This window comes from Acidovorax sp. MR-S7, from assembly GCF_000400995.2.
Classification (GTDB): domain Bacteria; phylum Pseudomonadota; class Gammaproteobacteria; order Burkholderiales; family Burkholderiaceae_C; genus MR-S7.
Genome location: NZ_DF238979.1, coordinates 65,602 through 86,382, shown reverse-complemented (window position 1 = coordinate 86,382; position 20,781 = coordinate 65,602). Strand labels below are relative to the sequence as shown.

Genomic DNA, 20,781 nt, shown 5'->3' with positions numbered 1-20,781 from the left:
GGGCTCCTTCAGCGCACCTGGTTGATCAGCGTGGCCCCTTGCGTGGCCACCCGGTCGCCGGCCGCGAGGCCCGACGTGACCGCCGCGTTTACGCCGTCCAGCGGCTCGGCCGTCACGGGGCGCGGCTCGAAGCGCTCCGGCGCGGTCTTCACCCAGACGATGGTCTGGTTCGCCGGGTTCTTCATCAGCGCGGCCACGGGCACCGCGATGCCCTGGACCGTGGCCTTGCTCTGCACGAAGACGCGCACCGGCTGGCCCACGGCCAGCGCCGACAGCGCGGGTCCTTCGGCGCGGAAGGCGAGCGGTAGCGCCTGCTCGCGCAGGCTGCGCGCGGCGCCGATGAAGGCCAGCGGCACGCGCTCCTGGCCGATGGCCAGCGTGGCGCTGCCGATATCCGCGCCGACCGACGGGTCGAAAGCGAGCGCCTCGATGCGCAGCCGCGCCGGGTCGATGACCTCGAAGAGGAGCTCGCGGGCGTCGACCACCTGGCCGGCCACTGCGTTGGCCGAGGCGATCACGCCGGAGACGGGCGCCACCAGGGCCTCGCGGGTGGAGAGTCCGGCGCCGACGGCGGCGATGCGCTCGGCCAGGCTGCGGGCCTCGCTCTCGGCCGCCTCGATGTCCTTGCGCGGCACGGTGTCTGCCAGTTCCTGCAGGCGTGCGGCGCGCTTGTCGGCCAGGCCCTTGGCGGCACGCAGCTCGGCCAGTTGCGCGGCCTGGTTCGAGCGCTCGATGGGGGCGGCCGACGGGACGACATAGGCCAGCACCTCGCCCTTGCGCACTGCCTGGCCGGGGTTCGGCAGCCCGCGCGGACCCGGTTCGATGCGGCCGGCGCTTGTAGGCTGGACCTTGCCCCCCGCGTTGGGGTCCATGGCCACCTTGCCGTTCAGTTCGAGCGCGCGTGGCAGCGCGCCTTCCTCGGCGCGCAGGGTGCGCACGCCGAGCTGCCGCTGCGCGGGCTTGGGCAGGAACACGCTGCCATCGGGCAGGCGTTGCGGGCCGTTGGCGCTCGGCGCTGCGGGGGTGTCGCCATGGTCGTGGCCTTCGCCGGCGAAGGCGCAGGGGAGCATGCCCAGCGACAGCGCGGCGGCCAGGGTGAGAACTATGCGTCGCGCGGTCATGCGGCACCCCCTGCGCGGTGTTGGCGGGAGGCCGCCGTGCGGCCGATGGCGACCAGCACCGCGAGCGCTGCAGCCGCGCCGGCGGCCCAGGCCGCATAGCGGGCCCAGGGCCTGGAGGGTGCGGTGGCGTCGGCGTGGGCGTGCTCGTGGAGGTCGAGTTCGCCGGCCAGCAGATCGACGTCGCTGCCCGCAGTGACTGTCGCCGTGATCGACAGCACGCCCGGCTCGGGCTCGGCAGCGAGCACGAGTTCATAGGCATCGTCATGCGGTTCGGCCTGGAGTTTTTCGCCGGCGATGTCGAGTTCGATCCGCGCGCCGGTCACCGGCGCGTTGTCGTCGGCGCGGTCGAGCCACAGCGTGATGCGCTTGCCGTTCAGCACGCCGACGAGTTCGAAGAGTTCCGACACGGCGGCAAAGCGCGGCAGCGCGGGGCCGGTGGCGGCGGGGGCCGCGTCGCCGTGGTCGTGGCCTTCGCCGGCGCGCGCCAGCGGAGACAGGAGGAGGGCGGCGATGCCGAGCACCGCCAGCAGGGATGAGGGTTTCATGGTCGAGGTTTCGAAAAGAGATTTGCTACTTGTTTGATAGCTGCTCGCGCTTTATGAATAAGCGCTGGAGGCCAATTTCATTCATATCCAGCCGCTCATTGCGGCAACAGGCCCAGCGCTTGGCGCCACGTGGAAATGGCCGCGGCCAGCTCGATGCGGCTGCGCGCGGCCTGGCGCTCGGCATCGAAGGCTTCGTTCTCGATGCGCAGGCGCGTGGGCAGGTCGGTTTCGCCCAGGCGGAAGGACTTGTCGAAGAAGCCGCGTGTCTCGCGCGCCAGCGCGGCGCGGCGTTCGGCGGCCGCGAGCTGGGCGCGTGCGGCATGGACGCGGGCGACGGCGGCCTCGCCCTCGGATTGCAGCCGCGCCCGGTCGAGCGCGAGCTGCGCCTGGGCTTCCATGGCGTCGGCCCGCGCCGCCGCCACGCGGCTGTCGTGGCGCGGCCCTGTGCCCAGGGGGATGCGGATGCCCAGCGTGACGGTGCGGCCGTAGCGCTCGTCGAACGACCCGCGCTCGCGTGTGGTAGACAGGGTCAGCTCCGGGTTGGCGCGCGATTGCGTGGCCGCCAGCGCTGCGGCGCGCTCGGCCACGGCGGCACGGTCCTGCAACTCGGTCAGCGCCGGGTGCGGCGGTGCGTCTGCCGATGCAGGTTCCGGCTCGTCGGGGGCAGGGGCCGCAAGCGCTGTGAAGGCCGCGCCTCCGGTCAGCGCCTTCAGCTGTTGGAGTGCCGCCGTCGTTGCGGCCTCGGCCTGCGCCACGGCGGCCTCGGCCGCGGCGACGGCGCCGTCGGCCTGGTGCCGGTCGGCCCGCGCCAGGTCGCCGGCCTGGGCGCGCCGCGCGACGTCGGCAGCGATGCGGCGCGCGTTGTCCCATTGCCCGCGAGCCATCTCTGCATCGATGCGTGCGCGCTGCCAGTTCCACCAGGCCTCGCGCACCGTGGCGGCTAGGCGCAGGCGCGCGGCCTCCACGCGGCTTTCCAGGGCGGCGGCCTCGCTGTCCGCCAAGGCGCCGCTACTGCGCCGCTCGCCGGGCAGCCACAGGGGAATGGCAATGGCGGCTTCGAGTTCACGCGCGCCATCATTGCGCGTGAACCGGTCGGACTTGGCCGCGACTGCGAGTGCGGGCGGCTCGGGTGTCCATGCGCCCGCGCCACGCTGCTGCGCCTGCACGGCATCCCGGCGCGCAGCCAGGGCCTGTGCCTCGGGCTGGCGTGCCCAGGCCGTCTCATAGACATCTTTCAGGCTGGCAGGTGCTGGGGTTGCCTGGGCATAAGCGCCGGCGCCCATGCCGGCCAGGGTGAGGGCAAGCAGGGCTTGCCGAAGAGGGTTCGGTATTCGTGTTGTCGGATACATCCGATGCTCCAGTGTTGAGGACGGGACACGGGAGACCGGCAAGCAGCGGCCGGGCGGGCAGCGAAGGGGCTGCACGCTCGGGCGCGAACGGGATGGAGGAGAAGGAGGGTCCCGCCTCGCCGGTCAGGCGAGGGGAGCCCATTTGGGGCGTTCGGGGCGGACGGACGCCAAGGCCGCCCACGGGTCGTCGATGGGCTGGACAGACGGGCCGGGAATCCGTTCCAGGCGCAGCGGCGCCAGCCCGATCAGCAGGCCCGCGCATTGCCCATGGCAGTGCCCGCAGTCATGGTGCCCATGGGGCGCCGCATCGCTGCCGGCGTCCTGGGCCTGCGGCGCATCCGCCAGCACGGAGGCATGGCTGTGCGCGCTGGGGTCGTGGTGCCCGAGGTGGTCCGAGGCCGCCGCGCCCGGTGTGTGGACGCAATAGCCCGCCGCCACCGCCCAGGTGGCCTGGGCGGGCATGAGCACGAGCAACAGGATGGCGAGCCAGCGGCGCATCGAAAAAAGTGTAGCAGCAGCGAGGGAGGCGCTATTTCAAACCTTGAAGCCACTCCAAGGTCAAGCTGCAAGGGTTTTCTTGGTGAAAACCCCTATTTGCATACGATTGCAAGGCGACAAAAGTACGCTGCATTCGTATGCAACCCGTCCCAACCCAGAGAACCTCATGATCAGATACCTCAAACGCGGCAAGGCCATGCAGATCCGTGCCGAAGACGATGCCAAGGTGCGCGCCACCGTGGAAGGCATCATCCAGGACATTGAACGCCGAGGCGACGAAGCCGTGCGCGAATACAGCCGCAAGTTCGACCAGTGGGACCCGGCGGACTTCCGCCTGTCCCAGGCGGAGATCGAAGCGGCGCGCAAGAGCCTGTCCGCGCGCGAGATCGAGGACATCGCCTTCGCCCAGAAGCAGGTGCGCAACTTCGCGCAGATCCAGCGCGACTCGATGCGCGACGTGGAGGTGGAGACGTACCCCGGCGTCGTCCTCGGCCACAAGCACATCCCGGTGAATGCGGTGGGCTGCTACATCCCGGGCGGCAAGTACCCCCTGCTCGCGTCGGCGCACATGAGCGTGCTGACGGCCAAGGTGGCAGGTGTCAAGCGTGTGGTGTCCACCGCGCCGCCGTTCCAGGGCAAGCCGCATCCTGCCATCGTCACGGCCATGGCCATGGCGGGGGCGGACGAGATCCTCGTGCTCGGCGGCGTGCAGGCCGTGGTGGCAATGGCGGTAGGCACGCAGAGCATCGCGCCGGTGGACATGCTGGTCGGTCCCGGCAACATGTTCGTGGCCGAGGCCAAGCGGCAGCTGTTCGGCCGCGTGGGCATCGACCTGTTCGCGGGGCCGACGGAGACGCTGGTGATCGCCGACGATTCGGTGGATGCCGAGATGTGCGCCGTGGACCTGCTGGGCCAGGCCGAACACGGGCCGACGTCGCCCGCCGTGCTGCTGACGACGAGCGAAAAGCTCGCCCGGGAGACCCTGGCCGAGGTGGAGCGCCAGCTCCAGATCCTGCCCACGGCCGCGATCGCGGCGCAGAGCTGGGCGGAGTACGGCGAGGTGATCGTCTGCGACAGCGACGAGGAAATGCTGGCGAAGGCGGACGAGCTGGCCTCCGAGCACGTGCAGGTGATGACGCGCGACCCGGACTACTTCCTGCAGCGCATGACCAACTACGGGGCGCTGTTCCTCGGGCCGCGCACCAACGTCAGCTTCGGCGACAAGGTCATCGGCACCAACCACACGCTGCCCACGAACAAGGCGGCCCGCTACACGGGCGGCCTGTGGGTGGGCAAGTTCCTCAAGACCTGTACCTACCAGAAGGTGCTGACGGACGAGGCCAGCGCGCTCATGGGCGAATACTGCTCGCGCCTGTGCCACATGGAGAACTTCGCGGGGCACGGCGAGCAGGCCAACCTGCGCGTGCGCCGCTATGGCACGCGCGCCGAGGTGCCCTGGTACCAGCCCGTGCCGGCCGAGGCATGAGCATGCTGCCGCGCACCCCCAGCTTCAGGCTGGACGGCAAACGCGCCCTGGTCACGGGCGCGGGCCGCGGCATCGGCCTCGCGGCCGCGGCGGCCCTGGCGCAGGCGGGCGCCGCCGTCACCCTGGCTGCGCGCTCGGAACACGAACTGGCCGATGCCTGCGAGCGCCTGCGCGCAGAGGGCGGCCAATGCGACTACCTGGTGCTGGACGTGACCGATGCGCGGGCCGTGGACGAGCGGCTGGCGGGACAGGGCGCGTACCACGTGCTGGTCAACAACGCCGGCATGAACCGGCCCAAGCCGCTGGCGCAGCTGGAGAACGAGGACATCGACGCAGTGCTCGACCTCAACGTGAAGGCCGCGTTCTACGTCACCCGCGCGGTGACGCGGCGCATGGCCGCAGAGGGCATCCGCGGCAGCGTGATCAACGTGTCGTCGCAGATGGGGCACGTCGGCAGCCCGCGCCGCACCCTGTACTGCGCGAGCAAGCATGCCGTCGAGGGCATGGGCAAGGCGCTGGCGTGGGAGTTGGGCCCTGCGGGCATCCGTGTGAACACGGTGTGCCCGACCTTCATCGAGACCGACATGACGGCGCGCATGTTCCAAGAGCCGGGCTTTCGCCAGTGGGTCACGGAGCGCATCGCGCTGGGTCGCCTCGGGCAGATGGAAGAGGTGATGGGCGCTTTCGTTTTTCTCGCCAGCGATGCCTCCAGCCTGGTGACCGGTAGCGCGCTGATGCTCGACGGCGGCTGGACCGCGGCATGAAGGCCAACGTCACGGCGCAGGACGTCGCCCGGCTCGCGCAGGTGTCGCAGTCGGCGGTGAGCCGCACGTTCACGCCCGGCGCCAGCGTGTCGGAAGAAACGCGCGGCAAGGTCATGCTGGCGGCCCAGACCCTGGGCTACCGGCCCAACGCGCTGGCGCGCAGCCTCATCACGCGGCGCAGCCGGATCATCGCGCTGGTGATGAGCTACCTGGAAAACCAGTTCTATCCGCTGGTGATCGAGAAGCTGTCGCAGAAGCTGCAGAAGCAGGGCTACCACGTGCTGATGTTCATCAGCGACCTCGACGAAACGGATGGCGTGCTCACCGAGATCCTGCAATACCAGGTGGACGGCATCGTCATGGCCTCGACGACGCTGTCCACCGCGCTGGCGAAGACCTGCGCCGACGCGGGCGTGCCCGTGGTGCTGTTCAACCGCGTGCCCGACATGAGCGCGCTGGCGCGGCACAGCACCAGCTCCGTGACCTCGGACAACTACAAGGGCGGGCGCATGGTTGCGGAGCTGCTGCTGGAGCGGGGCTACCGGCGCCCGGCTTTTCTGGCGGGCCTGGAGAACTCCTCGACGAATCAGGAGCGCGAGCGCGGTTTCAGCGATGCGTTGAAGGAGGCGGGCCATGCGCCGTACCGCCGGGCGGTCGGCCACTACAGCTTCAGCGGCGCCCAGGAAGCCACGCGCGAGCTGTTCGGCAGCGGCCAGCCGCCCGACGCGGTGTTCGTTGCCAACGACCACATGGCCATCGCCGCGATGGACGTGCTGCGCCTGGAGCTGGGCCTGCGCGTACCGCAGGACGTCGGGGTCATCGGCTTCGACGACGTGCCCCAGGCAGCGTGGAGCTCCTACCGCCTGACCACCGTGGTGCAAAGCGTCGAGGACATGGTGAGCGCCACCGTGGATCTGCTGCATGAGCAGATGCAGGGCGATGTGAATTCCCGCAACGTCGTGGTTCCCTGCCGCATCGTCGAGCGCGATTCGGTGCGGACCCACGCGGTCTGATCAATCAAAGGAGAAAATTTCGTGTCCATCCATCAACGGCGCCGCCGTTCCCTGAGCGCCGCGCTGGCCGCGGCTTGCGCCACGCTCGCATTCCTGCCTGGCCTGGCCTCGGCGGACAACTGGCCCAGCAAGCCCGTCAAGTACATCGTGCCGTTTTCCACCGGTGGGGTTTCGGACGGCGTGGCCCGCCTGATCGCCCAGAAACTGGGCGAACGCCTGGGCCAGCCGGTGGTGATCGAGAACCGCCCGGGCGTCTCGGGCATCGTCGGCACACAGGCCGCCGCGCGCTCCCCGGCCGATGGCTACACCCTCATGGGCGGCACCATCACCACGCACGCGGTCAACCCTTTCTTCAACGACAACCTGGGCTACGACCCGGTCAAGGATTTCGCGCCCGTCAACCTGGTGGGCATGGTGAGCAACGTACTGGTCGTGCCTGCCGGCAGCCGCTTCAATTCGGTCGCGGAGATCACGGCGGAGCTCAAGGCCAAACCGGAAAGCCTGACCTATGGAACGGCGGGTGCCGGCACGTCGCAGCACCTCTCGGGGCAGCTCTACCAAAGCCTCACGGGCACCCGGCTGCGCCAGATTTCCTACAAGGGGGGCTCGCAGGCCATGGTCGATCTCGTGGGTGGGCAGATCGACATGGTGTTCGAAACCGTGGCCGCGGCGCGGCCCATGATCGACGGCAAGCGTGTCAAGGTGCTGGGCGTCACCTCGAAGAAAGCAGTGCCCAGCCTGCCGGGCGTGCCTTCCCTGGACGAGGCCGGCGTCACCGGGTTCGAGATGCAGTCCTGGCAAGGCGTGTTCGCCCCGGCAGGTACGCCCAAGCCCATCGTCGAGCGCCTCGGCAAGGAAATCGCCGCCATCGTGGCCAGCCCCGACACGCAGGAGCGGTTGCGCAACCTGGGCGTGGAGCCCGATGGGCGCACCGCCGAGCCGTTCGCCGCTTTCCAGCGTGCCGAAATCGCCAAATGGGAAAAGGTCATTCGCGACGCGCGAATCCAGGCCGAATAAACCGCAATCCTGAGGAGACACTCCATGTTCGATTCGTTCAAACTCGCGCGCCGCCCCCTGCTGCGGGCGTTCAAGGCTGCCGTGCTCGGCGCATCCCTGGGCGCCGTGGCCGCGGCGGCGCAGACCGCCGGCCCGCAGGGCTATCCGCATACCGGCCGCGTCGTGATCGTGGTCCCGTTCGCCCCTGGAGGCGCCACAGACATCATCGGGCGGCTCATCGCGGATGAGCTCGGCAAGCGCTGGGGAACGGCGGTGGTGGTCGACAACAAGGCCGGGGCGGGCGGCGGCATCGGCACGGAATATGTCGCGCGCGCCAAGCCCGACGGTTATACCCTGCTGCTGGGCACGCAGACGGCCCTGGCGGTGAATCCCCACCTGCTCAAGAAGATCAGCTACGACGTCGAGAAGGATTTCGCTCCGATCACGGAGCTGGCCGACACGCCGCTGGTGCTGCTGGCCAGCAAGAAATCCGGCGCGCGCAACGTGCCGGAACTGGTGGCCGCCATCAAGGCCAAGCCGGACGCCGTGTCCTACGGCACCAGCGGCAACGGCACCTCGCAGCACCTGACCACGCTGATGATGCTCGAGCGCATCGGCGGCAAGGCCGTGCACGTACCCTACAAAGGCAGCAGTCAGTCGCTGGTGGACCTGGCGGGCAACCAGATCGACATGCAGTTCGACAACATGGCCACGGCGCTGGCGTTCGCGAAGAACGGCCAGGCGACGGCGCTTGCCGTGACCAGCCGCCAGCGCTCGCCCCTCCAGCCCGATCTGCCGACCCTGGACGAAGCCGGCGTGCCCGGCTTCGAGGCCGTCACCTGGCTGGGCCTGCTGGCGCCCGCCGGCACGCCGGCGCCCGTCGTTTCCTTCCTCAACCAGGAGGTGGTCGCCGTGCTCAAGAGCGCAGGAGTGAAGGAGCGCATGGCCGCGCAAGGCTTCTCGCCCAGGCCGATGACGGCGGATGCCTTCCGCCAGTTCATCCGCGAGGAGACTGTCAAGTTCTCGAACCTGATCAAGGCCAACAACCTGACCATCGATTGAGGTGCCCGCATGCTGACGCCCGACCTTCTCCAGGCGCTGCGCGCGGTGGACACGCCGACGATCTGCAACGCGCTGGAAATCGCCATGGGAAGCCGTGTGGCGCACGGTTTCACCTACGGCACCCTCGTCGCCGCACCGCAGCCGCTGCCTGCCGTGGTAGGCATTGCCCGCACGGCCCGCATCCGTGCGAGCAGCCCGCCCCAGATCGACCCCGCCACGGTGCGGGCCACGCGCCTCGCGTACTACCGGCACGTGGCGGGCCACCCGCAAGGGCCCGTGATCGTCGTCATGCAGGACATGGACGACCGGCCCGGCACGGGTTCGTTCTGGGGCGAGGTCAATTCCGCCGTGCACGAGGGGCTGGGCGTCGCCGGCGTCCTGACCAACGGCTCCGTGCGCGACATCGGGGACCTCTCGCCCACCTTCCCGATCCTCGCCGGCAGCGTGGGGCCATCGCATGCGCATGTGCACGTCGTCGATTTCGGGCTGCCCGTGGAGGTGTTCGGCCTCACAGTGAACGATGGCGACGTGGTCCATGCCGACCGGCATGGCGCAGTGGTCATCGCGCCCCGGTACCTGGCGCAGATGCCGGCGTGCATCGAACTGGTCAAGCGCAAGGAAGCTCCCTTGCTGGAGGCCGCACGCAGCGGCCGGTTCGACCTGGGCATGCTCGAAGCGGCGATGCGCCACGCCGATGAAATCCACTGACCTTCTCCCCTCACCTCTTCACACCCGTCAAGCCCATGGAAATCCGCCACCCCCTGGATACCCGACTGTCCGCACTGCTGCGAAGCGACCGCCGTTTGAGAGGCCTCTTCAGCGGCCTGCCCAGCCCTGCCATCGTCGAGATGTGCGCCTACGCGGGATTCGAGTTCGTCATCATCGATAACGAGCACGGCTGCGCGGATCTGGAGACCACCGAGAACATGCTGCGGGCGGCACGGGCCAGCGGCATCATTCCCGTGGTGCGCTGCCTGCCGCAGGACATTTCGCGCGTGCTCGACATGGGCGCGGGCGCGGTGCAGATCCCCATGGTCAGCTCTGCCGCGCAGGCGCGCGACCTCGTCGAGCAGGTGCGCTATCCGGCGGTGGGGCGCCGCGGAAGCGCCTTCAGCTCGCGTGCAGCAGGCTATGGCGCTTTCGGAGGCATCGAACACACCAGGCGCAGCAACGAGGGCATCTCCCTCATCGCCATGATCGAGACGCCCGAGGGTGTCGAGAACGCCCAGGCCATCGCTTCCGTGGAGGGTGTCGATGCGGTGTTCGTCGGCCCGAACGACCTTGCGCATGCGATGGGCCACAACAACGACTGGGCTTCGCCGCCGGTGGAAGCGGCGATCGAGAAGGCGCTGCGGGCAGTTGCCGCGGCCGGCAAGTGCGCGGGAACCATTGCACTGACGCCCGAAGCCGAGGACAAGTATGCCGGCTGGGGCGCGCGCTACTTCGCCAACGTGGCCACCAGCATCATCACCCAGGCACTGCGCAAGGCCGCCAGCCGGGGGCAGGAGGACATCTCCATCCAGTACTGACGGCGTCTCAGGCGTGCCGGCGCTTCACAGGCCCAGGAACTTGAATGGCGCCGCCGGTTGGAAGGCGCGCGTGGCGTCTCCCGCGTAGGCGTGGCTCTGGTTCGGCCCCAGGTCAAGCTTGAGCACCTTGCCGCTGCCGCTGCTGAAGTCCACGGCCTTGAGATCGACCCAGAACGTGTTGGGCGTGAGGGCGGATTCGAAGAAATACAGCTTGCGCTGGTGGTCGAAGACCGTGCGCCAGCGGGTGGACGAGATGTTGGGCTCGTCGGGCGTAGTGAGGCCGTAGGGCACCGAAACGTTGCGGATCACGCTGAAGACGCTGGCCAGTGCCTTGTTCGGGTCCGGGTCCTTGGGAATGGCGTTGACGTAGAAAGCCGCCCGCGCGAAGCGGTCGGCCGCGCGGTTGGTGCCGGGCAGCATGGAGGTGCCGCCGATCTGCTGCCAGTAGGTGTTGAGCGCCAGCTGCTGCTCGAACACCGGCGAGTTGGTCATCACCTGGTAGGTACGGCTGTGGTGGATCACCTGGCGTCCGCCGATGTATTCGACGATGGCGCTGTCGCCGCTGGCGTCCGACATCGACAGGTGCAGGGTGGTCAGGCGGTTCTCGCCCGGCACGTTGTCGGTGACCAGGGTGAACGGCTCCTTCTCCAGCGCCGCCACGGCCTCCTGGACGGTGGCGAAGTTGTCCAGCACGTACTGCGCCCAGGCGGCGATGGTCAGGCCGGGCTTGCTCTGCGCATCGAAGCGCGGGTACTGGGACTCGGCCAGCCACAGCAGGTTGGCGTGCAGCCCGGCTTCGTTCACGCCATCGGTGGTGGACACGTCGTAGCCCGAAGTGACGATGCTGCCGTAGCGCGAAGTCCAGCGCAGCGAGTTCGGACCGGCCTCGCCGCTGCGGGCCATGCCGCGCGGCAGCACCCAGAGGTTGCTGGTGATGTCGCTCTTCCAGTCCATCGACCGGGCGGTGACCACCTGGCCGTTGGCGCCATGGAACACCAGCCGCGTACAGGCCCAGGCGCTGTGCAGCACGGACACGCTGGTCAGGCCCGCCAGCAGTGAGCGGGTCAAGAGGCAAAGAACTTTGTTCGGCTTCATGCGCATACTCCCTGAACGCCATTATGGATACCACCGTGCAGGTGGCGCGTGCGTCGCGCTGGAGACTGCGCACTGGGGCTCCCACTAATGATGCGCATGCCGCGAGTCCCTAGGCTTGCGTGGCATCAGATAGGAGCCTATCGCATGCGACCCCACCACGCTTTCTGGCCCAGCCGCCTTCCGCAGGCGATCACCGTGCCGGCCACATCCCTCTGGGACAACCTGGCCGTGAATGCACGGCGCTACCCGGACAAGCCGGCCCTCGTTTTCCTCGGGCAGGAGACCAGCTACCGCGCGCTGCACGACGGCGCGGAGCGCCTGGCGGCGCGGCTGCAGGCACTGGGAGTGCGCAAGGGCGACAGGGTGGTGCTGTTCATGCAGAACTGCCCGCAATGGGTGCTGGCGCATTTCGCGATCCTGCGCGCCAATGCCGTCGTCGTGCCGGTCAATCCCATGAACCGCGCGCAGGAGCTGCAGCACTACCTCCTGGACTCGGAGGCGCGCGTGGCCATCGCCACGGCCGACATCGCGGGCGAGCTGGCCACGGCCAGCGCCGCGCTGCCCGAAGGCCAGGGGCTGCAGCACCTCGTGGTCACGCAGTATGCGGATGCCTTCGATGCCCCGTCGCTATCACCGCAGGACATGCCCGACACATGGCGGGAATGGCTGTGCACGCACAGGCCCTTGCCCCTGCTGCACGGGGGACAGGTGCATGCATGGCACGAGGCGCTGGACAGTGCCGGCGCGCCTGCGGCGCTGGAGGTCGGGCCCGGCGACCTCGCGGTGCTGCCCTATACCAGCGGCACCACGGGACTGCCCAAGGGATGCATGCATCCGCACCGCAGCATCATGCACAACGCCGTCGCCGGCAGCCTCTGGGGCGGCGCCACGGCCGAAAGCGTGGTGCTGGGCGTGCTGCCCCTGTTCCACATCACGGGGATGGTCAGCGTCATGCATTGCGCCATGTACTGCGGCGCCACGCTGGTGCTCATGCCGCGCTGGGACCGCGACCTGGCCGGCCGGCTCATCTCACGCTACCGCGTGACGAGCTGGACCAACATTCCCACCATGATCATCGACCTGCTGGCCAGCCCGCATTTCGCGCAGTACGACCTGTCGAGCCTGCAGTACATCGGTGGCGGCGGTGCGGCCATGCCACAGGCGGTGGCGCAGCGGCTGCTGGAGCTCTACGGATTGCGCTACGTCGAAGGCTATGGCCTGACGGAAACCGCGGCGCCCTCGCACAGCAACCCGCCTGACCGCCCCAAGCAGCAATGCCTGGGCATCCCTTTCATGGGCACCGACGCGCGCGTGGTAGACCCGCAGACGCTGCAGGAAGTACCGGTGGGCGAGCAGGGGGAAATCGTCATCCACGGCCCCGAGGTCTTCTCGGGCTACTGGAAGCACCCCGAGGCCACGGCGGCGGCCTTCATGGAGCTGGAGGGCCGGCGGTTCTTTCGCAGCGGCGACCTGGGGCGCATGGACGAGGAGGGCTACTTCTTCCTCACCGACCGCCTCAAGCGCATGATCAACGCCAGCGGCTTCAAGGTCTGGCCGGCGGAGGTCGAGGCGCTGATGTTCCGCCACCCCGCAATCCAGGAGGCCTGCGTGATCGCGGCCCAGGACGACTACCGCGGCGAGACGGTCAAGGCCGTCGTGGTGCTGCGCGCCAGCCACCAGGGCCAGGTCAGCGAGGAGGAGATCGTCGCCTGGTGCCGCGAGCACATGGCCGTGTACAAGGTGCCGCGCCTCGTGCGCTTCGTGGATGCGCTGCCCAAGTCCGGCAGCGGCAAGGTCATGTGGCGCCTGCTGCAGGAGGCGCAGAACGCAGGGCAGTTGTAGCCCGCACGGACGTCCTGCGCCAGCGGTTAAGCTCCAGCGGCATGGCGCATGTCACTTTTTCCCCTCCCTACGTTCCTCCGGGCCAGGTCGCGCCGCAGTTGCGCGACCGCGGCTATGCCGTCCTGCAGCCGAACGACACGGCCCTGTGGGCCAGGTGCACCCTGGCCGAGTTGCAGGCGCTGGCACAGGACTGGGACGATTTGCCGCCCGACGATTTCCTGAAGGATGGCGGCCGCTACCGCCGCCGGCGCCACTCCTGCTTCGTCGTGGACGGGGATGCAGTGCAGCAGGTGCCGCACCGCGCGCATTGGCAGCCGGTGGAGTACAACGCGCTGCACGGCGGCATGCAGCGGTGGTTCGCGCCGATGAAGGAGCAGGCCGTGGCGCTCCCCGCATGGCAGCGGCTGATGCATGCCGTGGCGGGGCTGTCGCAGGCGGCCCTGGCCTCGCGGCCCGAGCGCTGGTACATCGAGGCGCACCAGTTCCGCATCGACACCGAGGGCGGCATCGGGCGCCCCACGCCGGAGGGCGCGCACCGCGACGGCGTGGACCTGGTGGCGGTGTTCCTCGTCGCGCGGCACGGCGTCAAGGGGGGCGAGACGCGCATCTTCGAGGCCGCGGGCCCCAACGGCCAGCGCTTCACCCTGAACGAGCCATGGTCCTTGATGCTGCTCGACGATGCGCGCATGATCCATGAAACCACGCCCATCCAGCCGCTGGCGGAAGGCGGCGGCTGGCGCGACACGCTGGTGCTCACCTGCCGGCGCGCAGGCTTCCAGGGCGACGGCGAGCCGTGATTGATTGATGCGCGTCAAGCCGCCGCGCGCGTGATGGCGCCACACTGGACCCGACCACTTCTCTCAACTCGCAAAGGAGATTCCATGTTCAAGCACATCCTGGTTCCCGTGGACGGTTCGGAAACCTCCATGAAGGCCGTGGCCAAGGCCGCGGCGCTGGCCAAGACCTTCGGCAGCGCGGTCACCGCGCTGTACGTGATCGACCCCTATCCGTTCACCGGCGTGGGCGCCGATTTCGCCTATGGCCAGGCGCAGTACCTGAGCGCGGCGACCGCCGAGGCCAACACCGCCCTGGATGCCGCCAAGACCGCCGTCACGCAGGCCGGCGTGGCCACGGTGAACACCATGGTGGGCGAGGGCCATGCGGTGCACGACGGCATCGTGCGCGCCGTCGAGAGCGTGGGTGCCGACCTCATCGTCATGGGCTCCCATGGCCGCCGCGGCCTGGAGAAGCTGGTGCTGGGCAGCGTCACGCAGCGCGTGCTGGGCGTGGCCCACGTGCCGGTGCTGGTGGTGCGCGACTGAGTGCACACCGCGCCCTACAAAAAAACGGCTCCCGCGGGAGCCGTTTTTTTCATGGGAAGCGCCGGCAGGATCACTCGATCTTGGCGCCCGAGGCCTCCACGATGCCTTTCCACTGCGTGTACTCGGTCTTGAGCAGCGTGCCGAACTCGGCGGGCGTCATGGCCTGTGCCTCGGCGCCCTGGGCCTGGATGGCGGCCTGTACGTCGGCCTGGGCCAGCAGCTTGTTGACCTCGGTGTTGAGCGTCTGCACCACCGATGCGGGGGTGCCGGCGGGGGCCATCAGGCCGTACCAGGTGCTCACGTCGAAGCCCTTGAAGCCGGACTCGGCCACGGTGGGCACGTCGGGCGCCGAGGAGCTGCGCTTGGCCGAGGTCACGGCCAGCGGGCGCAGCTTGCCCGACTTGATCTGGCCCATGGCCGAGGGCAGGGAGGAGACCAGCAGGTCCACGTTGCCCGCCAGCGCGTCCATGAGCGCGGGGTTGGAGCCCTTGTAGGGCACGTGGCTCAGCTTGATGCCCGCAGCCTGCTCGAACAGGTGGCCCGCGAGGTGGATGGAGGTGCCGTTGCCGGGCGAGCCGTAGGTGATGGTGCCGGGCTTGTCCTTGGCGGCGGCGACCACGTCGGCCAGGGTCTTGAAGCGCGAGGTGGCGCTGGTGGCGATCACCACGGGCGTCCAGGCCACGTGGGCGACGGCCGTCAGGTCCTTGGTCGGATCCCAGGGCAGGCTCTTGTACAGCCAGGGGCCGATCACCAGGTTGTCCTTCTGGCCCATGACGATGTCGTAGCCCGTGGGCGCGGCCTTCACGGCCTCGGTGATGCCGATGGTGCCGCCCGCGCCGGGCTTGTTGTCGGCCACCACGGTCCACTTGTTGGCCTCGGTGAGCTTGGCCGACACCAGGCGCGACAGGATGTCGGTGCCGCCGCCGGGCGGGAAGGGCACGATCAGGCGGATGGGCTTGGACGGATAGGCGCCTGCCGCGGCAGGGGCAGCGGTCTGGGCCTGTGCCGCGCCCAGTGCGCAGGCGAGCACGCCCAGGGAAAGAAGGTGTCTGCGGTGCATGGGATGAGTCTCCTTGGAATCGGGGGAATTGAAGCCGGTGCGCATGATGGCGCAAACGCCCGCGCGGCAGCCGTGCCGATGCGGGCGCGCGCCATCGCCATTGGCGATGGCGGGTGTCAGATGCGTTCGAAGATGGCCGCGATGCCCTGGCCGCCGCCGATGCACATGGTCACCAGCGCGTAGCGGCCCTGGATGCGCTGCAGCTCGTGCAGTGCCTTCACGGTGATGACGGCGCCCGTGGCGCCGATCGGGTGGCCCAGCGAGATGCCCGAGCCGTTGGGGTTGACCTTGGCCGGGTCCAGGCCCAGGTCGCGCGTGACGGCGCAGGCCTGGGCGGCGAAGGCCTCGTTGGCTTCGATCACGTCCAGGTCATTGACCGTCAGGCCGGCCTTCTTGAGCGCGAGCTGCGTGGCGGGCACGGGGCCGATGCCCATGTACTTCGGGTCCACGCCCGCGTGCGCATAGGCCACCAGGCGCGCCAGCGGCTTGGCGCCGCGCGCCTGGGCGGCCTTGGCGTCCATCAGCACCACGGCGGCGGCCGCGTCGTTGATGCCCGAGGCGTTGCCTGCCGTCACCGTGCCGTTTTCCTTCACGAACACGGGCTTGAGCTTGGCCATGTCTTCCAGGGTGGCGCCGGAGCGGAAGTGCTCGTCGGTGGCGTAGGCCACCTCGCCCTTCTTGCTCTTGAGCATCACGGGCACGATCTGGTCCTTGAAGTAGCCCGCCTGCGTGGCGCGCTCGGCGCGGTTGTGGCTCTCGACGGCCAGCTTGTCCTGGTCCTCGCGCGTGATGCCCCACTTGGCCGCAATGTTCTCGGCCGTCACGCCCATGTGGATGGTATGGAAGGGGTCGTGCAGCGCGCCGATCATCATGTCGATCATCTTGAAGTCGCCCATGCGCGCGCCCCAACGGCTGGTGAGGCTGGCGTAGGGAGCGCGGCTCATGCATTCGGCGCCCGCGCCGATGGCCACGTCGGCGTCGCCCAGCAGGATGGACTGGCTGGCGCTCACGATGGCCTGCAGGCCCGAGCCGCACAGGCGGTTCACGTTGAACGCGGGCGTGCCCTCGGCGCAGCCGCCGTTGATGGCCGCTACGCGGGAGAGGTACATGTCCTTGGGCTCGGTGTTGACCACGTGGCCGAACACGACGTGGCCCACGTCCTTGCCCTCCACGCTGGCGCGCGCGAGCGACTCGCGCACGACGGTGGCGCCCAGCTCGGTGGGCGGCACGTCTTTCAGGCTGCCGCCAAAGGTGCCGATGGCGGTGCGCACGGCGGAAACGACGACGACTTCACGGGACATGGTGTTCTCCTAGGGTGTGATGGTTGTGAATGAAATCAGGCTCTAGCGCTTGCTGGCTAAGCGCAAGCAGCTATCGAATGGGTAGTTTCAGGCCTCGCGCACGTCGGCCACGGGATTCGCGCCGAAGTCCGCGCGCTGCAGCCATGCGAGCACGCGGGCGGCCGCGCCTGCGGGCGAGGCGAGCATGCCGCCGGCCTTGAGGTTGGCGAAATTCTGCACGTCGGGGAAGTCCGACGCATCGGCGCCGCGCAGTTGCACCTGCATGTCGGTGTCGATCACGCCGGGCGCCAGCGAGCAGACGCGCGCGCCGTGAGGCTTTGCCGCTTCGTCCAGCGCCAGGCAGCGCGTGAAGTGGTCCATGCCCGCCTTGGCGGCGCAGTAGGCGGCCTGCGAGGCCATGGCCTTGCGGCCCAGGCCCGAGGAGATGTTGAGCACCTTGCGCGGCATGGCCCAGCCTTCGGTTGCACAGAGGAAGGCCGCGGTGAGCTGCATGGGCGCTTCCAGCCCCACGCGCAATGCGTTGGCCAGGTCGGCGGCATCGCTGTCCGACAGGGGGGCGATGCGCGGGATCACGCCCGCGTTGTTGATCAGCGTGGCGCTGGCGAAGCGGCCGGCCTGCTGGCCGGCCAGCCAGTCGCGCAGGCGCCGGGCGGCACCGGCGCCGTCGGCCAGGTCCTGTGCCCATTGTTCCAGCTGGGCGCCCTCCGGGGCGTGGAGCTGGCCGCTGGGCTGGCGCGACAGGGTGATGAGCGTGTGGCCGGGCTGCAGCAGCTGCCGGGCCATCTCCAGGCCCATGCCGCGCGATGCGCCGGTGAGGATGGTGAGGTGCTGGGTCATGCTGCGATGGTAATGCAGCCTGCAGGCTGCTCTGCTCATGGATTGATAGCTGGTTGCGCTTGTCCATCAAGCGCTGGAGGCAAAAAACACTAGAAATCCGGCGGCTGGCTGAAATGGCAGTCGTGGCCCAGGGCAGGGTGGGCGAAGCGCAGCGCGCTGGCATGCAGCAGCAGCCGGGGCGCGGAGGGCAGTGCGCCTGCGGGTGCGTAGAGCGCGTCGCCCACGATGGGGTGGCCGATGGCGGCCAGGTGCACGCGCAGCTGGTGCGTGCGCCCGGTGAGCGGCTGCAGCTCGAGCCGCGTGGTGTCCGCCGCCGCGTCGTGGTGCAGCACGCGCCAGCGCGTCTGGCTGGGCTTGCCGTGCGCTAGGTCCACCTTCTGCATGGGGCGGCGCGGCCAGTCGCGCGCGAGCGGCAGGTCGATGAGCCCCCAGCCGTCCGGCGTATCGCTCGCGCGCAGCTGTCCGTGCACGACGGCGTGGTAGCGCTTGTCCACCGCGCGCGCGGCGAAGGCGTCGCCCAGGCGCCGCTGCGCCGCGGCGGTGCGCGCCATGAGCACCAGGCCCGAGGTGGCCTGGTCCAGCCGGTGCACGACCAGCGCGCCGGGCCATGCGCCTTCGGCGCGTGCGGACAGGCAGTCCTGCTTGTCGTCGCCGCGTCCGGGCACGCACAGCAGGCCTGCGGGCTTGTGCAGCACCAGCAGGTCGTCGTCCGCGTGCAGGCACTCAATGCCCATGGACGAGGCGGTCCACCGTGGCACACAGCTCCTGCACGTCGTTGGGCTTGTGGATCAGCGCGCGGGCGCCTTCGGCCAGGGCGGCCTGCTCGATCTCGGCCGTGACGTAGCCCGAGGCCAGTGCCACGGGCAGGTCGGCGCGGATGGCCAGCGCCGCGCGCACCAGGTCGATGCCGGAGTAGCCGGGCATGTTGTAGTCGGTCACCAGCAGGTCGTAGCGTGCGGGGTCGCTCTGCAGCGCCTGGGTGGCCTCGTGCGGGTCGGTGAAGCCGCTCACGGCATAGCCGCGCCGGCGCAGCAGCCGCTGCACGAGGAAGACCAGCGCCTCGTCGTCGTCCACGTACATCACGTGCCGCTGGCGGTCGCCTGCTCCCGGCGGGGTGTGCGGGCTTGCCGGCGGCACCGGCGTGGCCGCCTGCGCGGGTGCGGCTGCCACGGCCCCCTGCGCCACGGGGAAGTACAGCGTGAAGCGGCTGCCGTGGCCGGGGCTGCTGTGCACGTCGATGCCGCCGCCGTGCGTGCGCATCACGCCGTGCACCACGGCCAGGCCCAGGCCGGTGCCCTGGCCCACGGGCTTGGTGGTGAAGAAAGGCTCGAAGATGCGCGAGAGCGTGGCCGCGTCCATGCCGGGGCCGTCGTCGCGCACGGTCACGGCCACGTAGCCGCCTTCGGCCAGGCCCAGCCGCTCACGCAGGCGCGGGTCGGGCTGCAGCGGGGCGGCTTCCAGGTGGATGTGGCCGCGCCGCGGGCCGATGGCGTGGATGGCGTTGGTGCACAGGTTCAGCAGCGCCTGCTCCACCTGCGTGGCGTCGGCCAGCACCGGCGGGAGGTCGGGCGGCAGGTGCATGGACAGCTCGATCTCGGGCGGCATGGTGACGCGCAGCAGCCGGTTGGTGTCGCGCGCCACGTCGGCCAGCGATACGGCGGCGCGCCGGGGCGGCTCGTTGCGGCTGAAGGTGAGGATCTGGCGCACCAGGTCTCGCGCGCGGTGCCCGGCCTTCTCGATCTCCAGCAGGCTTTCCATGCCTGCGGAGTCGGCCGCGCAGCCGGCCTTGGCCAGCTCCACGTTGCCCAGGATGGCATGCAGGATGTTGTTGAAGTCGTGCGCGATGCCGCCGGCCATGGTGCCCACGGCCTGCATCTTGTGCGACTCGCGCAGCTGCGCCTCGAGCTCGGTGCGGCGCGCCTCGGCGCGCTTGCGGCCGGTGAGGTCGCGCGCGAACACGGTGGTGGTCTCACCCTCGGCGTGGCGTTCGAAGGAGACGCTGACCTCCACCGCCAGCTCCTTGCCGCCGGCGGTGAGGGCGGTCATCTCGCCCAGCCCCGCCTGCGTGGTGAGCTGCGCGAAGGCCAGCACCTGCCCGGCGGTGGGCAGGAAGCGCACCAAAGGGCTGCCCAGCGCGTCGCGCGTGGAGCACTGGAACAGCATGGCGGCCATGGGGTTGAAGACGGTGATGCGCTGGTGCTGGTCCACGCAGATGATGGCGTCCAGCGCGGAGTTGATCACGGCCTCCAGCCGCAGCTCGCTGGCGTGCAGCTGGGCGTTGCGCTCCTGCAGCGCCTGCGCGCTGCGCTGCAGAGCCTGGCGCTCGGCCAGCAGGGGGCCCTGGTCGATCACGGCGCACAGGAACTGCACCAGCGGGGGCTGGGCGTCCTGCTGCGGCTCCTCGATGCGGGCGATGTGCAGGTCGCCGGTGATGCGGCCTTCGCGGCCGATGTGGAACACGACCTCGGTGGCCTCGGCCGTGCCTTCGCGGCGCGCTGCGTCGAACGCGGCGCGCACGCGCGGCGCGTCGCCGGCGCTGACGAAGGGCATGAGCGAGGTCAGGGGGCGGTCGGCCTCGCTGGGCTGGAACGAGCGGTGCGCCATGGAGTTGGCCTGCACCACGATGTCGTGCTCGTCCAGCACCATCAGCGACAGCGGCACGCAGGAGAACAGCGTTTCGAAGCGCTCGGAGGCGCTCTCGGCCGCGGCCTGGCTGTAGCGCAGCACCTTGTTCTGCGCTTCCAGCTCGGCCTGCGAGGCGCGCAGCTCGGCGATCAGCGCGGCCACCGCGCCGCTGGCGCGCTCGATGCCGCGGCGCTCGTCCTGGCTGGACGGCGCGGCGGCGGGTGCCGGCGCACCCTGTTCGGCGCGCAGGAGGAAGGACAGGTCGGGGCGGCTCATGGCGGCTGGTAGTGGTGCCCGGCGCGGGCCTGCCAGTGTACGCGCTGGGTGGGTGCGGCT

Annotated in this window: 20 protein-coding genes; 10 read left to right on the top strand and 10 right to left on the bottom strand. The window is 69.8% G+C overall.

Translation table 11 applies throughout. The features are described 5' to 3' along the window. Positions 1–8: 8 nt before the first annotated feature. The 4 genes from AVS7_RS19280 to AVS7_RS19265 form a co-directional block, all read right to left on the bottom strand. A complete protein-coding gene (locus AVS7_RS19280) occupies positions 9–1,121 on the bottom strand; it encodes an efflux RND transporter periplasmic adaptor subunit (RefSeq protein WP_020229698.1) in 1,113 nt (370 codons plus the stop codon). Beyond that, the gene (locus AVS7_RS19275) at positions 1,118–1,666 is read right to left on the bottom strand and encodes a hypothetical protein (protein WP_020229697.1); all 549 of its coding nucleotides are present in this window, start codon (positions 1,664–1,666) and stop codon (positions 1,118–1,120) included. Before AVS7_RS19275 ends, AVS7_RS19280 begins: the two co-directional genes overlap by 4 nt. A gap of 95 nt (positions 1,667–1,761) precedes the next feature. Then, on the bottom strand, positions 1,762–2,949 hold the full coding sequence (locus AVS7_RS19270) for a TolC family protein (RefSeq protein ID WP_020229696.1): 1,188 nt from the start codon (positions 2,947–2,949) through the stop codon (positions 1,762–1,764). A 189-nt stretch (positions 2,950–3,138) separates the two neighbouring features. Continuing rightward, positions 3,139–3,513, bottom strand: a complete 375-nt coding sequence (locus AVS7_RS19265) for a DUF2946 family protein (protein ID WP_020229695.1) — start codon at positions 3,511–3,513, stop codon at positions 3,139–3,141. A 166-nt stretch (positions 3,514–3,679) separates the two neighbouring features. Between AVS7_RS19265 and hisD the strand changes: the two genes are divergently transcribed. From hisD to AVS7_RS19230, 7 genes are read left to right on the top strand one after another with little or no spacing between them, the layout of a single operon-like run. Then, the gene (gene hisD / locus AVS7_RS19260) at positions 3,680–4,999 is read left to right on the top strand and encodes a histidinol dehydrogenase (protein WP_020229694.1); all 1,320 of its coding nucleotides are present in this window, start codon (positions 3,680–3,682) and stop codon (positions 4,997–4,999) included. Positions 5,000–5,001: 2 nt separating this feature from the next. After that, a complete protein-coding gene (locus tag AVS7_RS19255; RefSeq protein ID WP_020229693.1) occupies positions 5,002–5,763 on the top strand; it encodes an SDR family NAD(P)-dependent oxidoreductase in 762 nt (253 codons plus the stop codon). Next, positions 5,760–6,776 (top strand): LacI family DNA-binding transcriptional regulator, encoded by a 1,017-nt coding sequence (locus AVS7_RS19250; protein WP_020229692.1) that lies wholly within the window; start codon positions 5,760–5,762, stop codon positions 6,774–6,776. The genes AVS7_RS19255 and AVS7_RS19250 overlap by 4 nt, the downstream gene beginning before the upstream one ends. Positions 6,777–6,797: 21 nt before the next feature. Beyond that, a complete protein-coding gene (locus AVS7_RS19245; protein WP_020229691.1) occupies positions 6,798–7,793 on the top strand; it encodes a tripartite tricarboxylate transporter substrate binding protein in 996 nt (331 codons plus the stop codon). Positions 7,794–7,817: 24 nt separating this feature from the next. Then, entirely contained in the window at positions 7,818–8,834 is a 1,017-nt protein-coding gene (locus tag AVS7_RS19240) for a tripartite tricarboxylate transporter substrate binding protein (protein WP_020229690.1), read from the top strand. A 9-nt stretch (positions 8,835–8,843) separates the two neighbouring features. After that, entirely contained in the window at positions 8,844–9,542 is a 699-nt protein-coding gene (locus tag AVS7_RS19235; protein ID WP_020229689.1) for an RraA family protein, read from the top strand. A 35-nt stretch (positions 9,543–9,577) separates the two neighbouring features. Beyond that, a complete protein-coding gene (locus AVS7_RS19230; RefSeq protein WP_024001886.1) occupies positions 9,578–10,363 on the top strand; it encodes an HpcH/HpaI aldolase/citrate lyase family protein in 786 nt (261 codons plus the stop codon). Between the two features lie 24 nt (positions 10,364–10,387). Here AVS7_RS19230 and AVS7_RS19225 read toward each other — a convergent pair whose 3' ends face one another. Continuing rightward, positions 10,388–11,458: a linear amide C-N hydrolase gene (locus AVS7_RS19225; RefSeq protein ID WP_034691252.1), complete on the bottom strand. Its 1,071-nt coding sequence runs from the start codon at positions 11,456–11,458 to the stop codon at positions 10,388–10,390. A gap of 144 nt (positions 11,459–11,602) precedes the next feature. Between AVS7_RS19225 and AVS7_RS19220 the strand changes: the two genes are divergently transcribed. From AVS7_RS19220 to AVS7_RS19210, 3 genes are all read left to right on the top strand, one after another. Further along, on the top strand, positions 11,603–13,300 hold the full coding sequence (locus AVS7_RS19220; protein ID WP_020229686.1) for a long-chain fatty acid--CoA ligase: 1,698 nt from the start codon (positions 11,603–11,605) through the stop codon (positions 13,298–13,300). 41 nt (positions 13,301–13,341) lie between these two features. After that, positions 13,342–14,097, top strand: coding sequence for a 2OG-Fe dioxygenase family protein (locus tag AVS7_RS19215; RefSeq protein WP_020229685.1), 756 nt, complete (start codon positions 13,342–13,344; stop codon positions 14,095–14,097). Between the two features lie 84 nt (positions 14,098–14,181). Next, entirely contained in the window at positions 14,182–14,622 is a 441-nt protein-coding gene (locus AVS7_RS19210) for a universal stress protein (RefSeq protein WP_020229684.1), read from the top strand. Between the two features lie 70 nt (positions 14,623–14,692). Here the strand turns inward: AVS7_RS19210 and AVS7_RS19205 are convergent, their stop codons facing one another. The 5 genes from AVS7_RS19205 to AVS7_RS19185 all read right to left on the bottom strand — a co-directional run bounded on the left by AVS7_RS19205 (position 14,693) and on the right by AVS7_RS19185 (position 20,721). Then, on the bottom strand, positions 14,693–15,682 hold the full coding sequence (locus tag AVS7_RS19205; RefSeq protein ID WP_020229683.1) for a tripartite tricarboxylate transporter substrate binding protein: 990 nt from the start codon (positions 15,680–15,682) through the stop codon (positions 14,693–14,695). Between the two features lie 116 nt (positions 15,683–15,798). Next, a complete protein-coding gene (gene bktB, locus AVS7_RS19200; protein ID WP_020229682.1) occupies positions 15,799–16,983 on the bottom strand; it encodes a beta-ketothiolase BktB in 1,185 nt (394 codons plus the stop codon). A gap of 87 nt (positions 16,984–17,070) precedes the next feature. Beyond that, positions 17,071–17,820, bottom strand: coding sequence for an SDR family NAD(P)-dependent oxidoreductase (locus tag AVS7_RS19195; RefSeq protein ID WP_020229681.1), 750 nt, complete (start codon positions 17,818–17,820; stop codon positions 17,071–17,073). Positions 17,821–17,909: 89 nt separating this feature from the next. Then, positions 17,910–18,554, bottom strand: a complete 645-nt coding sequence (locus tag AVS7_RS19190) for an RluA family pseudouridine synthase (protein WP_020229680.1) — start codon at positions 18,552–18,554, stop codon at positions 17,910–17,912. Then, on the bottom strand, positions 18,544–20,721 hold the full coding sequence (locus AVS7_RS19185) for an ATP-binding protein (RefSeq protein ID WP_020229679.1): 2,178 nt from the start codon (positions 20,719–20,721) through the stop codon (positions 18,544–18,546). The genes AVS7_RS19190 and AVS7_RS19185 overlap by 11 nt, the downstream gene beginning before the upstream one ends. Positions 20,722–20,781: the final 60 nt, after the last annotated feature.

Bases quoted from the DNA above. Each gene is read 5' to 3' on its own strand.
- AVS7_RS19280 (WP_020229698.1), bottom strand. From the start codon at position 1,121: ATGACCGCGCGACGCATAGTTCTCACCCTGGCCGCCGCGCTGTCGCTG.
- AVS7_RS19275 (WP_020229697.1), bottom strand. From the start codon at position 1,666: ATGAAACCCTCATCCCTGCTGGCGGTGCTCGGCATCGCCGCCCTCCTC.
- AVS7_RS19270 (WP_020229696.1), bottom strand. From the start codon at position 2,949: ATGGGCGCCGGCGCTTATGCCCAGGCAACCCCAGCACCTGCCAGCCTG.
- AVS7_RS19265 (WP_020229695.1), bottom strand. From the start codon at position 3,513: ATGCGCCGCTGGCTCGCCATCCTGTTGCTCGTGCTCATGCCCGCCCAG.
- hisD (WP_020229694.1), top strand. From the start codon at position 3,680: ATGATCAGATACCTCAAACGCGGCAAGGCCATGCAGATCCGTGCCGAA.
- AVS7_RS19255 (WP_020229693.1), top strand. From the start codon at position 5,002: ATGCTGCCGCGCACCCCCAGCTTCAGGCTGGACGGCAAACGCGCCCTG.
- AVS7_RS19250 (WP_020229692.1), top strand. From the start codon at position 5,760: ATGAAGGCCAACGTCACGGCGCAGGACGTCGCCCGGCTCGCGCAGGTG.
- AVS7_RS19240 (WP_020229690.1), top strand. From the start codon at position 7,818: ATGTTCGATTCGTTCAAACTCGCGCGCCGCCCCCTGCTGCGGGCGTTC.
- AVS7_RS19235 (WP_020229689.1), top strand. From the start codon at position 8,844: ATGCTGACGCCCGACCTTCTCCAGGCGCTGCGCGCGGTGGACACGCCG.
- AVS7_RS19230 (WP_024001886.1), top strand. From the start codon at position 9,578: ATGGAAATCCGCCACCCCCTGGATACCCGACTGTCCGCACTGCTGCGA.
- AVS7_RS19225 (WP_034691252.1), bottom strand. From the start codon at position 11,458: ATGAAGCCGAACAAAGTTCTTTGCCTCTTGACCCGCTCACTGCTGGCG.
- AVS7_RS19220 (WP_020229686.1), top strand. From the start codon at position 11,603: ATGCGACCCCACCACGCTTTCTGGCCCAGCCGCCTTCCGCAGGCGATC.
- AVS7_RS19215 (WP_020229685.1), top strand. From the start codon at position 13,342: ATGGCGCATGTCACTTTTTCCCCTCCCTACGTTCCTCCGGGCCAGGTC.
- AVS7_RS19210 (WP_020229684.1), top strand. From the start codon at position 14,182: ATGTTCAAGCACATCCTGGTTCCCGTGGACGGTTCGGAAACCTCCATG.
- AVS7_RS19205 (WP_020229683.1), bottom strand. From the start codon at position 15,682: ATGCACCGCAGACACCTTCTTTCCCTGGGCGTGCTCGCCTGCGCACTG.
- bktB (WP_020229682.1), bottom strand. From the start codon at position 16,983: ATGTCCCGTGAAGTCGTCGTCGTTTCCGCCGTGCGCACCGCCATCGGC.
- AVS7_RS19195 (WP_020229681.1), bottom strand. From the start codon at position 17,820: ATGACCCAGCACCTCACCATCCTCACCGGCGCATCGCGCGGCATGGGC.
- AVS7_RS19190 (WP_020229680.1), bottom strand. From the start codon at position 18,554: ATGGGCATTGAGTGCCTGCACGCGGACGACGACCTGCTGGTGCTGCAC.
- AVS7_RS19185 (WP_020229679.1), bottom strand. From the start codon at position 20,721: ATGAGCCGCCCCGACCTGTCCTTCCTCCTGCGCGCCGAACAGGGTGCG.